Here is a 13,726-nt window from a genome sequence, read left to right on the forward strand (position 1 = left end):
CGGCGCCGTCCCCGTCTCCCCCCCGCCCCCGTCGCTCCGCGGCCCTCCGCAGCGCACCCGCCTGTAGCGGCATCGCCCGACCATCGCCGGCTCGCCGGCCGGCTTCGGCGGGCCCCTTGACCCGCAGATGAGCGCCCGCTCCTGCGCGGCTACAACGGGCGCAGGGCGACCTCGACGATCTTCAGGGCCTCGGCCGGGGGCAGGCCGGCGGCGGAGGCCACCGCCGCGTAGTCGGCGGCGGCCCGGCGCACCCGTTCGAGGGCCTGCGAGCCGGCGGCCGAGACGAAGGAGCCGGCCCGGCCCCGGGTCTCGATCAGGCCGGCGTCCTCGAGTTCGCGGTAGGCGCGGGCCACCGTGTTGACCGCCAGGCCCAGCTCCGCGGCCAGGCTACGGATGGTCGGCAGGCGCTCACCCACCGCCAGGGTGTGCTCGCGAATCCGGGTCGCGAAGTGGGCGCGCAGCTGCTCGTACGGCGGCACCGTCGAGGCCGCGTCGACGACGATCACCCCCTCAATGTAGGCGGGGGCCGACCTCGATGACGAGTTCGCCCCGCCGCGGGCCCGCACGCCGCGACGCACACCTCGGGGCGTGGGGGGCGACTGGCGCGCCTGGCCCGCAGCCAGCTCGGGCTGGTGCCGTCGCCGCCGAGGCTGACGGCGATTCGGGCCGGGCTGCCGGCCATCGCGGCGCTGCGCAAGCGGCCGGCGTCCGCCGATCTGCCGCTCGCCGGCATGCGGGCCCGTCCGCCAATGGCGTTGCCGCGACCGTTGTCCGGCCGGCCGATCTGCCGCTCGCCCGGAAATTGCGTTGCCGCGGCCTTGGCGCCCCTCGTATTGTCGTTCGTGAACAGCCGGACGGACGAACCGAGGAGCCGGAAATGATGCATCAGAATCAGCCGCGACGGCGACGGGTATAGGCCTTTCCCGGCCGCCCGTCCCGCACTCCGGGGCGGGCTTCTTTTGTTGTACACCCATTTCGGGAACGACCGGCGCGGTGACCGGACCTGGCCTGGGACCAGGAAGTGCGGGGTTCGACTCCCCGGTTCCCGACTGCATTCCCTCGTGGTCCAATCGGCAGGACGCGGCGCTCTGGACGCCGAAGACGTGGTTCGAATCCATGCGAGGGAGCGGCATATTCCCCGGTAGCTCAATCGGCTGAGCAGGCGACTGTTCATCGCAAGGCTGCTAGTTCCGGGGGAGCGCAATGGTGGTCATGGTGTACGGGTTTGTGCACGCCAGATTGTGGCTCTGGAGGTCCGGGTTCGACTCCCGGTGATCGCCCCATAACGGACACCCGGTCGATCGGCGCGCCGGGACAGCGGGACGCTGGCACCATAAGGGGCGTGCTGACGATCGACGAGCTTGCCGTCGTGCCGGTGCCGGCCGAGGCCACCCCCTCCCCCGGCGTCCACTTCACGCTGCGGCCCGGCGCCACGATCCGGTCCGGCCCGGCGTTCGCCGGGCAATACCTCGCCGAGGCGCTGCGGCCAGCGACCGGCTTCCCGCTGCCGGTCGCCGACCGGCCCGTCGAGCACGGCATCGAGCTCGTCCTCGCCGAGATCCCCGAGACATCGCCCGAGGCGTACGTCCTGGAGATCGACGAGCGGCGCATAGTCGTGACGGCCCGGGCCGAGGCCGGGCTGTTCTACGGCGTCCAGACGCTCCTGCAGCTGCTCCCGCCCACTGTGGAGGCACGGACCGTCCAGGATGGACCGTGGACCGTCCCGGGTGGACGGATCGCCGACCGCCCGCGGTACGGGTACCGCGGCGCGATGCTCGACGTGGCCCGCCACTTCTTCGGCGTCGAGGTGCTGATGCGGTTCGTCGACCGGCTCTCGCGGTACAAGATGAATGTCCTGCACCTGCACCTGAGCGACGACCAGGGCTGGCGCATCGCGGTGGACGCCTGGCCGCGCCTGGCCACCGTGGGCGGCGCGACGCAGGTCGGCGGCGGGACGGGCGGCCACTACACCAAGGCGCAGTACGCCGAACTGGTCCGCTACGCGGCCGCGCGGCACGTCACGATCGTGCCCGAGATCGACATGCCCGGCCACGTCAACGCCGCGCTCGCCGCCTACCCGGAGCTCAACGACGACGGCGTGGCGCCCCCGGCCTACACCGGCGTGGACGTGGGCTTCAGCACGCTGAGCGTGGGCAAGGACGTCACCTACACGTTCGCCCGCCAGGTGCTCGAGGAGGTCGCCGCGCTGACGCCGGGGCCGTACCTGCACATCGGCGGCGACGAGGCCCAGAACACGCCGGCGGCGGACTACCTGGAGTTCCTGCGGCAGGTGCAGCCGATGGTCACGGCGCTGGGCAAGACGGTCGTCGGCTGGCACCAGATCGGCCCGGCCGCGCGCGAGCCGGGGCGGATCGTGCAGTACTGGGGCCACACGCCCGAACCCGACGAGGACGTGCGGGCCGCCATCGCGCAGGGCGACCGCATCCTGCTGTCGCCGGCCGATCGGGTGTACCTCGACATGAAGTACACCCCGCAGACCCCGATCGGCCTGGACTGGGCCGGCCACGTCTCGACCCACACCGCCTACGACTGGGATCCGGCCACCCGCCTGCCCGGCGCCCCGGACGTCATCGGCGTCGAGGCTCCACTGTGGACCGAAACGGTCGCGACCGAGGCCGGCATCGACCTGCTGGCCTTCCCCCGCCTGCCCGCGATCGCCGAGCTGGCCTGGTCGCCGCAGCCAGCCCGCGACTGGACCGGGTGCCGAGCCCGGCTGGCCGCCCACGGTCCCCGGTGGACGTACCAGGGCATCGGCTTCCACCCCGACCCGGAGATCCCCTGGCCCTAACGGGGTTTACGCGCCACGATGATGTCGCGCAGGATCGCCTGGTCCACCCGGTGCCGGAACGACAGGTACGGCTCGTCCTCGACCACCTCGAGCCCCGCCTCGGCCAGCCGCGCAGCGGCCACCTCGCGCTTGGCCACGAACGTGTTCCAGGCCACGCCCATCGCCCCGCCCGGCCGCAGCAGCCGCGCCCACACCGGCGCCGCCTCGGCCAGCAGGTCCTCCGGGCTGCGGGCCAGCCCCTTGCCGGCCGTCCGGCTGCCGTGCTGCACCCCGTACGGCGCGTCGGTCACCACGAGGTCGAACGAGGCATCCTTGAAGAACTCGGCCGAGCGCATGGTGTCGACGTTGACCACGTCGAGCTGCTGCGTGGCCCCCGACTTGTAGTCGTCGCGGTCCGCGGCCAGCTCGATGCGCAGCCGCCGCCCGACCACCTGCCGCTCCCGCCGCACGGGCCCGGCCTCGGCCTTGTGCTTGAGCCGCTTACGCTTGAGCCAGGTCTGGATGAAGGCCGAGTACGCCTCGAAGTCCTTCTGGTCCCGATCGATGCCGGCCGCGTCGTAGCCGTACATCAGCGCCTGGTTGAGCGTCGTGCCCCGCCCACAGAGCGGATCAAACACCCGGAACCGCCGCTGCAGCATCTCCCCCGCGAAATCCGACGCGAGCAGGGTGACGTTCAGCAGCAGCTTGGTGAACTGCTCATTGGTCTTCCCCTGGTACTTCAGGATCGTGACCAGATCATCGTCAAACCGATCGAGCTTGCTCGTCGCGACGGGCCGCAACAGCTCGCCGACGCGCTCGAACAGCGCGTAACCGGCCGAGAGGTTCCCGAGTGCCGCCAGCTCCTCGCCGGTGAGCCCCTCGGCCTCGAACGTCACGTAGGGCACCCCGTGGATACCCGTCGCCGATATCTCCGCCAGCCGCCCGCCGAGCACCCCCCGGTCGAACGCCCGGAGTTCGGCCTGGGTGAGCTCGACTGCGGAGTCGGCGTACACGCGATTACTGGAGGGCAGGATAAGCAGTGCATACGGCGCCATAGACCCCCCACCCTACCGACACGGGGGATACCGAGTCGCGCCCCGGTCCGCCCATGCGGTAGAGTTGCGTCCGCGGGCGATTGGCGCAGCGGGAGCGCGCTTCGTTCACACCGAAGAGGTCACTGGTTCGATCCCAGTATCGCCCACCGCGAAGTAGCAGGTCAGAGGCCAGATCCGGAAGTCACGGATCTGGCCTCAAGATTCTTTGACCGTCATTTGACCGTGGACCCAGCCCCAGCCGGTGGCACAGATCACCACGTCATCCGGCAGGTGTTGCCTCGCTCGCGCGCAGGTGTGCGAGGCCCCTAGCCTCCACGACGGGCCACCCAACGCGAGGGGGCATAACGCGCCGCGCGGATGGATTCGGACACCCAGTCTCGCCCCGTCGGTTGACTCAACGCCGAGCCCGTGGCGGCGGGCTGGTCGTCGCCGTCGCCCGAGTTGTCGGTACCCGGCGTCGCGTGCGGCCGTCCTGACCGTTGACAACGCCGGGAGGGCGTTCGCGTGATTGATGCGGATGGTGGTGTCCGTTTGCGCATGAACTTCAACTTTCGGGTGTGTGATTCCGGTTGCCCGTTGGTTACGCTACGCGCGGCGGGACGCGTGGTTGCCTTCGTTCCGGGAGCGGGATGTCAGAAGACGATAGATTGGTGCCGGTGGATCAGCACCAGCTGCTGTCTGCCGTTCCTGCTCAAAGGGCGCCCGAGGCCGTGCCACTTCCCAGCGGTTGGGCGGTGCCACCAGAACTGGTCGGCAGTGTGTCGCCCATTCGGGTCGCCGCGAGCATGCTTGCGAAGGTCGAGCGCGGATGTGCCTTGTATCTAGCGGTGAAGTCGCGTCCCGCGCTCAAGCCGGTCGCCTGGCCTCGTCGGGACAATCCGCCTGTGCCGGTGCAGCTGGTCATGGAGGTCCTGGACTGTGTGGAGTTCGACCTTCAACCGGTCGATAGCGCGCTCACCGCGGTGCTGTTGAAGCATTCTCCGCACGACGGCGTGGCGGCCTTTGTCAGCGAAGCCGTGGTTGCTTATCTCGCTGCGTCGGAGGCGGCTCAGACGATGGTGCCGGTGGCCGACTGGTGGGTCGTGCAGCACGTCGATCAGGGCGTAAGGGAGTTGTGGACGTGGGGCCGCCGATATCGATCAGTTGACGATGCCGTGCGGGAAATTCGTGTGCCTCGTCTCGGCAACGCGCGTGCCCGTCAGCGAAGCGAGGTCGAGCGCGCGGTTGCGGCGTACACAGCTGCTCTTGGCCGACCCGCCAGGTGGCCGGAGGAGTGGGAAGGCAAATTCGCTGTCCGACCTCGCGAGCCGGTGTCTCGAGTTCGCGTTGCGGACGTTGACCTCGTCAATGGGACGCGGTCGGTTTCATTTGATGGCAGCGTGGATGAGGCCGCGGCTCTGTATGAGCAGGCCGGTCGGCCCGCGGCGGGCCAGGTCATTCGTGGTCAGTCGCGGCGCCCGGGTGACTGCTTCAAGTGCCGGATGTTGCTGTCCTGCGGCGAGGTGATCCGAGCGCCCGGGCTGCTGGGGCTGCGGTCGTATCCGCGTACAAGACTGCGCGAGGTGTCGATTAGCGACCTGCGGTACTACATGGACTGCCCTGCTCAGTACCATCTTCGGGCATTGCGTCTGCCGAAGGCCAATGAGTACGCGATGCCGGCGCGCCTCGGACAGGCGGTTCATCACTACCTGGAGACGCTGCACGCGCGGTCGAGCGAGCCCTGCCAGGACCTGGACATGCCGATGGATACGGGCTGGCCCGATTCGCGCTGGGACCTCGACGCGGACGCTGCTGAGGCCGGCCTGCGGATGCTCGCGCATCATCCGGTGGTTTGCCCAATACAGCCAGGTACGTCGGATTTCGCAATTGAGAAGACGTTCGTGTTTCACGACACGGCAGCCCAGGCACTCGTGGCCGCTAAACCTGACCTCGTCTATCGCAACGACGGGGCCTGGGTCTGGCGGGAGACCAAAACCACCCGACGTCGCCGCATGGGCGGCGACGTTGTTGCCGAATATCCGCAGGTCGCGTTGGCAACCGCCATCCTCGGGAAGGGCTTGATCGGCGGACCGGTCGACGGGGCGCGGGTCGAGTTGGAGATCCTCCAGCCGACCGGTGCAGATCTCATCCTTATCGATCCTGCCGATCCGCAGCAGCTCGCTCACGCCCACTCCGTCCTGCGGGAAATGGCGCTCCCGTGGCGGGAGGATTCCACCTTCCGTGCCTCGCCGGGGGAAAAGTGTCGTACCTGTCCTGTAAGTAGGTGGTGTCCAAGTGCGGCGGAGTCGAGTCCGCCGCCGTCTTCTCAGGAGACCGCCTGTGGTGCTGACCGAGAACAGCCCGCCTGATCTGTCCGTCTTCACCGGCGCGACGCTGCTGCGCATGGTCGCGACCGCCTTGGTCGATCTGTCCCGGCACGTCAGGTCACCGGATCCGATCTACTCCGACAAGGTGCAGAAGGCGTACAACCACCTGGTCCTGCAGTGTCTCCAGCAGGCGGTTCCACCGCCGGCCAGCGTCGCCGACATGGCGCGCTGGGCGGCAACGAAGCCGATCGGGGAATGGCCGTTCGATCTGCCCGCAGACGCCGAGAACCTGGACGAGTTCCTCGTCGACGCGGAGACGGGTGTGCCGACGCAGCTGTGCTATGAGTGGGAGGTTGCTGCCCCCGACGCTGCGGCAGAGCTGTTCGAGAACGAAGTCATCCGAAGTGTCTTCGCCCAGTGCGAGGCCGCCCGATCGCCCAAGTCCTACACCGCGTTCCGATACCTCCTGGTCAACAGGCCGGTCCTGACCGGGCTTGACAAGGCAACCCTGATGGGCGATGAGCCCGCGCTCGGCATCGTCCTCGAGACGGTGAACCGCTGCTACGAGCCGGCCCCAGCCGCCTATCGCGGTAACGACGGACTCTTCGCCACCTGCGCCCGCTGCCGCTGTCTGCTCAAGCCGTACGAGCAGTCCTGGCGATGTGAGCTCGACCGGTGCCGCCGCGAAGCGCACGCCACACCGGACCAGTTCATTGACGATCGCCTGACCAGCGGGGTCTACCAGCTGCGAGCACCGCTTCGCATGTTCATCACCGGCCCGGGCCTGGCCGAGGTCGACCTGGAGAAGAAGCTCATCGACAAGGGACTGGTACCGGAGATGTGGCCAGGCTGCGACGCGTACGACCTGCGGATCACGCTGCCGAACCGGCAGGTGTGGGCCATCGACGTCAAGGACCGAGCCAACCCGGCCCTGCTCGGATACCGCGCCACCGTATTCCGGCCCGAACCGCCTTACGACCGGGCATTCCTCGTCGTTCCGCAGTACCGGTTCGACGACCGGGATGACTACAAGATCGTCTTCGATCACTACTGCCCGCCCGAGGTCAAGCAGCACGTGACCCTGCTCAGTGACAAGGCGTTCCTCAGGATGGTGTCGACCACGCTCACCAAGCTGCAGAAGGCCACCATAAAGGGGGCCTTCGATGCGTGACCGCAGCAGCTGGCACAACGAGCTATCCGATGAGCTGCGCGAGGTCTGGACCCCGCGTGCGGGGTTCAGTATCGGCGACATGCTCGATGTCGAGTTGGCGATCTACCTGGGCACTCAGATCATGCCGATGCGCCCGGTCGGCGACGTCTGGACCTTGCTGAGCGGCTACCCGTACGAGGAAGCGTTCGGCGACGTCCGCAGCACCGATGCGCGCCTCATGATTCGCCGGGCCCGGCATTTCCTCTGGGACCGTAGCCGCCGATACACCTGGCGCAACGCGCTGGCGGCGTACCTTGAGGTGGACATCCTCTTGCGCGGCTACACGTTCGAGACTCCCGACGATCTGCCCGAGCGGCTGCAGCCGTCGCGCGCACACGACCGTGACGCGGTCTATCTCCGGCTGCTGACCCAGCCCCCACCGGTGGAACGACGTGAACTGCCCATCGCCGGCGAGGGCGACCACCTGTTCTACGTCCGCGATCAGCGTCATTCCGTCCACATCCCCGCCGGCCTCGTCACCCCGAAGCCGCAGGTCGGGCACAGCTTCGACGGCCTGCCCCCTGGCAGAGGCGAGCCCATCGCCGTCACCATGGCCGAGCTGGAAGATGCCGCCATCGAGATGGACAAGGCGGAAGCCGATACACCGGGTAAAGCCAACGACTGGGTCACGCGTCTCAAACGGGTGGAACTACTCCTGCGGGACGAGGCGGCCGGGGCGTTTCTGCCGCACCCTCAGCTGCGCATCGACCGGCTCATGAACATGGTGGGCATGGTCGGTGCAGGGAAGTCCACGATCCGCGACATCCTGGCGTACCAACTCGCCACCCGAAAGGAACCGGCGGATCGGCGCCGCACGACGATCGTCGTCGGCGACGTCGCCGAGGTGCTGACCATCACCGAACAATTCCGCCGTCTCGGAGTGCGCGCCGCGCCGATCCTGGGTCAGTCCACGCTCGAACGCAACATCCAGCGGCTCCATCGGCGCAGCGAGTCCGCAACACAGACCATGCTGAACCACGACAACCCGGGCTTCGCTCATCTATCCAGCGCCTGCCCGCTGGACGCCCTGCGCGGATTCGAAGCGCGCCGGGCGCTGTCCATCAGCGCCGCACCGTGCACCGCCCTACACAGTGCGGATGAGGTCGAGAAGGCCGAGATCGAGCACGACACCGATCCGGACCTCGACGGTGGCGGATTCCGGCGCCGCCGGAAACCGACCAAGCCGAAGCGTCACGGCTGCCCGCTGTGGTCCGCGTGTCCCCGGCATAGCGCCGCCCGCGACCTGGTCGACGCGCAGATCTGGGTGGCCACACCGGCATCCTTGGTGCACAGCCGCATCCCGGGCCATCTCAACGTGGAGAACCTGCGATATCTCGAGCAAGCCTGCCGGCGCAGCGACCTGATCGTCGTCGACGAGGCCGACCGGGTGCAGATGCAGCTCGACACCGCCTTCGCACCGGCGGCCACCCTGGTCGCCCGCGGTGCGGAGTCGTGGCTCGACGAAGTCGGCAAACACAAGCTCACCGAGCTGGCCAACCAGGGCCGGCTTCAGCTGTCCAGCGACGAGATCGACGACTGGACCAACGCCCTCAACACGGTCATCGCGGCAACCGACCGAATCTACTCCATGCTGATCAACGACGAGCCGCTGCGACGCTGGATCGTCCAGGACTACTTCAGCGCGATGACCCTGCACCAGTGGCTACTCAACGAGTGGTTCCCCGACCTGCGCGGCCGCCCCCGAAGCGAGGAAGACCAGCGCGCCGACACCGATGACGGAGGCAAGCTGGCCACCCAGCGGGCCGGGCTCCAGCGAGTGGAAGACATCTTGAACCGCTTCCGTGACGCGCCGCTTTCACAACAGCGTCCCCGCGGCACCGAGGACGAGGACGTCTCACTGGTCAACGCGCTCGTGGCGATGGCGACCGAGCTCCTGCACACTCCCCGCGGTTTTGCCCGGCAGTACACGCGCGAACGGCTCAAGGAGCTTCTTCGTGGGCTGGTGCCAAATAACGCCTCCGTCGCCGGTGACCTGGACGCCAACCTGCACCGATTCGAGTTCACCCTTGTCCTGGCCGTGCTCCATCACCGCCTCGACCGCGTGACCACCCTGTGGCCCCGCGTCGAAGCGGCGCTCAACCTCGAATCGACCTCCAACGTGCTCTCCCGCCGTCCGCCGAGGGACTACATGCCGGTGGTCCCCGAATCTCCCATGGGTAATGTTCTTGGTTTCCAGTTCCAGACCGGCGACCGCAACCAGGACGGCGATCAGAGCGGTGAGCTGCGGTTCTTCCGCTGCAACGGGGTCGGACGCGAACTGCTGCTGGAGCTGGCCGACATCCCGGCCGTAGACAACCGGCCCGGCCCGCATGTGCTGCTGATGTCGGCCACCAGCTGGGCCGGAACCTCCAGCCGTTACCACGTGCACGCGCAGGTGGACGCGGTCCTACGGCCACACGAGAGCGAAGTTGCCGCCATCAAGGAGAGCATCTTCCGCAAGCTGTTCCTCTACCCGCCGGGCGTCACCACGGCACTGCGGCTGTCGGGCGCGGACCCACAGCAGCGGCCCAAACAGCTCGAACAGATGCTGCACGAGCTGGCTGTACCCGACCGCAGCCTGGTCGGCGCGACCTCGCTGCTGCACCAGGAACTTGACGAGATCGACGACCCGCAGCGACGCCGGATCCTCCTGCTGGTCGGCAGCTACGCTGAAGCGCAGCGCGCCGGCAACTACCTCAACAGCCAGCCGGAATGGGCAGGCAACGTCACGGTCCTGGTGTCCGACGACACGGACCTCGACCACTCCTGGTCTAACCTCCCCACCGAGAACCGGCAGCTGTACCTACGCCGCGGCGAGCTGACCCAGTTCCCCGACGTCGGAGGGCAACTGCTCATCGCCCCGCTATTGGCCGTCGAACGCGGCCATAACATCGTGGTCCCGGGCGGGAAGGCGGCGATCGGCAGCGTGTACTTCCTCGCCCGCCCTCACCACCGCCCCGACGACATCACCCTGGCCACCCAAGCGATCAACGACTGGGCGGTTCGGCAAGTCCGCGGGCCCGGGCGCCGGTTCACCCAGACCGTGCTGGCCGCTGGCAGTCTCGACGCCGCCGGGCGTCAATTCCGGGCGACCGCCGCCAAGAAGTGGCACCGCTTCCTCACCCGCCGCCTGTCGTGGACCAGCCTGCCCCCGGACGAGAAGTCCGCATTCACCTGGGACCAGCTCGTCGTCATCTGGCAGGTCATCGGGCGACTCGTCCGCGGGGGCGTCGCCGCCCGCGTGTACTTCGTCGACGGCGCATTCTCGCCCCGGGAGGCCGGCCTCTCCGGAGACGACACCCCGGCGACCAGCCTGCTCACCAGCATGCTGCACGAGCTGAAGCCCTACTTCGAGTCCGACTCCTCGATCAGCCCGATCGACCGGTCTCTGGTCGATGCTCTCTACGACCCGCTATACCGCGCGCTGCGCGACATGGACTAGACGCTCCGCCTCGGACACGGCTCAGAAAGGCCATTGATGCGCTACGACTACACCCAGCCAGCAGCGTTCGTGGCGGCCCGCGAACTCATCCTGCCGCTGCAGACTCTTACCTTCCCTGCCTCCTGGCGACGTCCAATCCTCGACCTCTACACCGCGGGATGGCGTGAGGAATCACGCGCTCGCGCCAAACAGGTGCCCATCGGACGCCTCAACGCGCTTCTGCGCACCGCCGCACCGGATCTCGTCTCCACCGCCACCCGGGCCAACCTCGAAGAAGGCAACCCCTGGCTGTTTGCCACGAAACCCTTCCCCGAGCAGATCCTGCGCACCTTCATCAACGCCTGGCTGCACGACCTTCCCAAAAGCGACGACGGCAAGGCCCTCATCCTGCCGACCATCGAAAAACTCGACGCCGCGACGGCCTTGAAGTGGGCGCCCAAGCCCGTCGACCTCCTCGCGCACAAGCTCTCCGACGGCAACACCCTCGTCCCCGAACCCCACCTGTTCAGCCTGCTACCCGACCACGCCGCCGCACTCATCGCCGGCCAGGTGTACGAGCACTGCAAGGGCAGCGTGCGATTCCGGCAGGTTGCGGTCAACCCGGTCAACGGATACGCCGAACTCATCTCCTGGCCACCGCTGGAACACCACACCGGCAGGGGCGCCAACATGCGCACCTGGTACTACAGCGCCACGATCAAAATCGCGCTGCGCACCACGCCGTTCGACCCCACCATGCGACTGCACGTCGACACCGGTATCCGCCGCTGGACCACCGGCGAGGTCCACACGAAAGGCCGGTTCGGCGCCTCCACCTATCTGCTGTCGACCAGCCCGTTCGTTGTCGGCGCACTCACACCGCAGAAATTCGCGGTCGCTCACCTGCTGTGGGACCCAGGAACCAAGGACATGGGCTGGCGCCAGGGTGGACCGGGCCAACTGCTCACCCGGGTCGCCGCGCTCGAACACCTCCCGCCTCCCGAGCAACTCGCCCGCAAGTCGGAGGCGTGGATGTTCGGCCGTGACGGCGTCACCGCCGCCGTCACGTACCACACGACCATGCGCGGCCCCGACCACGAAGTTGGCCCCGGCCTCATGCCCGCCGAACGCAGCCGGCTCACCGACTGGATCGGCCGATGCCTTCAGCCAGACTTCGTACTCGACAAGCCACTGACCCGCGTCGTGATCGGCGGCAAGGCAAGCAAAAGCCTCAAAGAGCTCGAAAGCGTGCCTCAAGCCAAACCGTCGATGACCGAGACCGAACTCCAGGAACTCGCCCCAAAACAGGAAGCCGCCCACGCCTCCAACACGGTCATCGCGAAGGAGAACGCTCACGCACGCCGCCAGCAGCTGGCGGACGCCGTCACCGGTCAACTCTCCGTCGTCCTGCTCTACCAGGCCGACGGCAAGGGCATGCGTGACCGCCTGCTGAACACCGTCGAACGGCTGCTGGACCTACCGCCCCGAGAGCCCGCCGCCGGCGACACATGGACCTGGTCCGCCGACGGCCTCACTCTCAAGATCTACGCTCGCCGCCTCGGCCAGCTCGGCGCACCGCTGGGCAACGGCACCAACCCCAAACCTGGCAAGAACCACGACGAGCACATCCGCGAACGCCGACGACTCGTCGCTTCCACCCTGAAAGACCTCGCCGAGGAGGTCGGCGACACACCTCAGCTCACCCTCGTCGAACTCGAAGGCCCCAAGAAGTTCAAGGTCCGCACGACCGACCCGAAGTTTGCGATTCGGATGGGCTGCGCCGACGCAAACATGGTCAGCCAGTTCATCCAGCCGGACCTCGTAGGCGGCAAGAAACCGGACAAGGACGAAACGAACAACGAACATCGAGCCGAAGCGGCCTGGCTGGACGGGTTCCGTCAGCTCGGCGTCCGGTTCGTCCCCCTGCACCGCCTCAAGGAAGGCATCCCCGATGACCTCCAGCAACTCGCCTTCTGGATCGTCAAGCGCCGCGGCGACGACACTAACACCCACCAGGTCTTCGTACCCATCGCCGTCCTGATCCGACCAGGCCAGCAACACATCATGGGCAAGGCCGACGGCATGAGCAAGTGGATGCCTTATCCCGACCTACTCAAGCACCTCGCCGGCACGAACTACCGCGCAAGCCCTGCCAACGAAGACGAACAGAAAGAACGCCTTGCTGCCTTCATCCGCAGCACGCTGACCCAGTTCCGCAACACCCAGACCCTCGTCGTGACCGAGGCCCACAACATCCGATACCGGCTACCGACGATACAAAACGCCCACATGCTGCCCGATCAACTACAGCTCGGCGACATGAGACCGCAGCGGATCGGCCTCTTCGGCAAGAAAATCAGGCTGGTGAGGATCGGCGGCAGCGACCGGCTCGAGACGCCAGAAGCGTGGGCCTTCGACGGCGACCGCGTGGGCGTCTCCGACGGCCTCTGGCGACGCGACGACGGCACTGGGAACACCGCCGAGACCCGCGTCTTCTACAGCACTGTCGACAAACCAGCCACGCACAGCGGGATCGGCATCGACCTCGCCAAACTTACACCGCACTATAAGAACGACTCTCGAAAAGCGAACGAACCGGACGAGACAGAGGCTGATCCAAGCCCCGACGGGGATAAGAAGGAAGGCGGAAGGAATTATCTCGATCCGTCCAAGGGTGCATGGAATGCCGAACTGCTCGAGTTCGCGGTAGTCGCTTACCCGATGGGCGAAGATCCCGCAATCTGGGCCGGGTTCCTTCACCAGCAACGCCACTGTTTCGACGACTACCGGGCAGCTCTCGGCCGACCGTTGATCTTGCATGTGGCGCGACTCGCCAACGAGTACGCCCTGCCTGCCGACGAAACGCTCGAGGACGATGGCGTAGACCCCGAAGAGCAGCCTGAACCCGAAGGCGACCTTCAGTTGGCACTCGATCTGGAGTTCTGA

General features: G+C 67.5%; 7 protein-coding genes and 4 tRNA genes. 9 read left to right on the forward strand and 2 right to left on the reverse strand.

Going from position 1 to position 13,726, the window contains the following annotated elements:
• Positions 1-149 precede the first annotated feature (149 nt).
• Positions 150-506 carry a GntR family transcriptional regulator gene (locus AB0M46_RS44030; RefSeq protein ID WP_363346270.1) on the reverse strand — a complete coding sequence of 119 codons (357 nt, stop codon included), beginning with the start codon at positions 504-506 and terminating at the stop codon, positions 150-152.
• 470 nt (positions 507-976) lie between these two features.
• Here AB0M46_RS44030 and AB0M46_RS44035 point away from each other — a divergent pair.
• The 4 genes from AB0M46_RS44035 to AB0M46_RS44050 all read left to right on the forward strand — a co-directional run bounded on the left by AB0M46_RS44035 (position 977) and on the right by AB0M46_RS44050 (position 2,809).
• A tRNA-Pro gene (locus AB0M46_RS44035) sits at positions 977-1,049 on the forward strand.
• A 6-nt stretch (positions 1,050-1,055) separates the two neighbouring features.
• Positions 1,056-1,127 (forward strand) — tRNA-Gln (locus tag AB0M46_RS44040).
• Positions 1,128-1,206: 79 nt separating this feature from the next.
• Positions 1,207-1,283: transfer RNA gene (locus AB0M46_RS44045), tRNA-His, on the forward strand.
• 59 nt (positions 1,284-1,342) lie between these two features.
• The gene (locus AB0M46_RS44050) at positions 1,343-2,809 is read left to right on the forward strand and encodes a beta-N-acetylhexosaminidase (RefSeq protein WP_363346272.1); all 1,467 of its coding nucleotides are present in this window, start codon (positions 1,343-1,345) and stop codon (positions 2,807-2,809) included.
• On the opposite strand, the gene AB0M46_RS44055 is transcribed toward AB0M46_RS44050, so the two are convergent.
• Positions 2,806-3,843, reverse strand: coding sequence for an SAM-dependent methyltransferase (locus tag AB0M46_RS44055; protein WP_363346274.1), 1,038 nt, complete (start codon positions 3,841-3,843; stop codon positions 2,806-2,808). The two genes, AB0M46_RS44050 and AB0M46_RS44055, sit on opposite strands and share 4 nt — an antisense overlap.
• Positions 3,844-3,917: 74 nt before the next feature.
• Here AB0M46_RS44055 and AB0M46_RS44060 point away from each other — a divergent pair.
• The 5 genes from AB0M46_RS44060 to AB0M46_RS44080 all read left to right on the forward strand — a co-directional run bounded on the left by AB0M46_RS44060 (position 3,918) and on the right by AB0M46_RS44080 (position 13,726).
• Positions 3,918-3,989, forward strand: a tRNA-Val gene (locus AB0M46_RS44060).
• 510 nt (positions 3,990-4,499) lie between these two features.
• The gene (locus AB0M46_RS44065) at positions 4,500-6,191 is read left to right on the forward strand and encodes a PD-(D/E)XK nuclease family protein (RefSeq protein ID WP_363346276.1); all 1,692 of its coding nucleotides are present in this window, start codon (positions 4,500-4,502) and stop codon (positions 6,189-6,191) included.
• On the forward strand, positions 6,163-7,320 hold the full coding sequence (locus AB0M46_RS44070) for a hypothetical protein (RefSeq protein ID WP_363346278.1): 1,158 nt from the start codon (positions 6,163-6,165) through the stop codon (positions 7,318-7,320). The genes AB0M46_RS44065 and AB0M46_RS44070 overlap by 29 nt, the downstream gene beginning before the upstream one ends.
• Positions 7,313-10,801 carry a signal recognition particle gene (locus AB0M46_RS44075; RefSeq protein ID WP_363346280.1) on the forward strand — a complete coding sequence of 1,163 codons (3,489 nt, stop codon included), beginning with the start codon at positions 7,313-7,315 and terminating at the stop codon, positions 10,799-10,801. Before AB0M46_RS44070 ends, AB0M46_RS44075 begins: the two co-directional genes overlap by 8 nt.
• Positions 10,802-10,837: 36 nt before the next feature.
• Complete coding sequence (locus tag AB0M46_RS44080) at positions 10,838-13,726, forward strand: DUF3962 domain-containing protein (protein ID WP_363346282.1); 2,889 nt, start codon at positions 10,838-10,840, stop codon at positions 13,724-13,726.

It is taken from the genome of Dactylosporangium sp. NPDC051485 (genome assembly GCF_040682015.1).
GTDB lineage: Bacteria > Actinomycetota > Actinomycetes > Mycobacteriales > Micromonosporaceae > Dactylosporangium.

What these genes read in the sequence shown, in the direction of transcription:
- AB0M46_RS44075 (WP_363346280.1), top strand. Translation starts at nt 7,313, where the DNA reads ATGCGTGACCGCAGCAGCTGGCACAACGAGCTATCCGATGAGCTGCGC.
- AB0M46_RS44055 (WP_363346274.1), bottom strand. Translation starts at nt 3,843, where the DNA reads ATGGCGCCGTATGCACTGCTTATCCTGCCCTCCAGTAATCGCGTGTAC.
- AB0M46_RS44080 (WP_363346282.1), top strand. Translation starts at nt 10,838, where the DNA reads ATGCGCTACGACTACACCCAGCCAGCAGCGTTCGTGGCGGCCCGCGAA.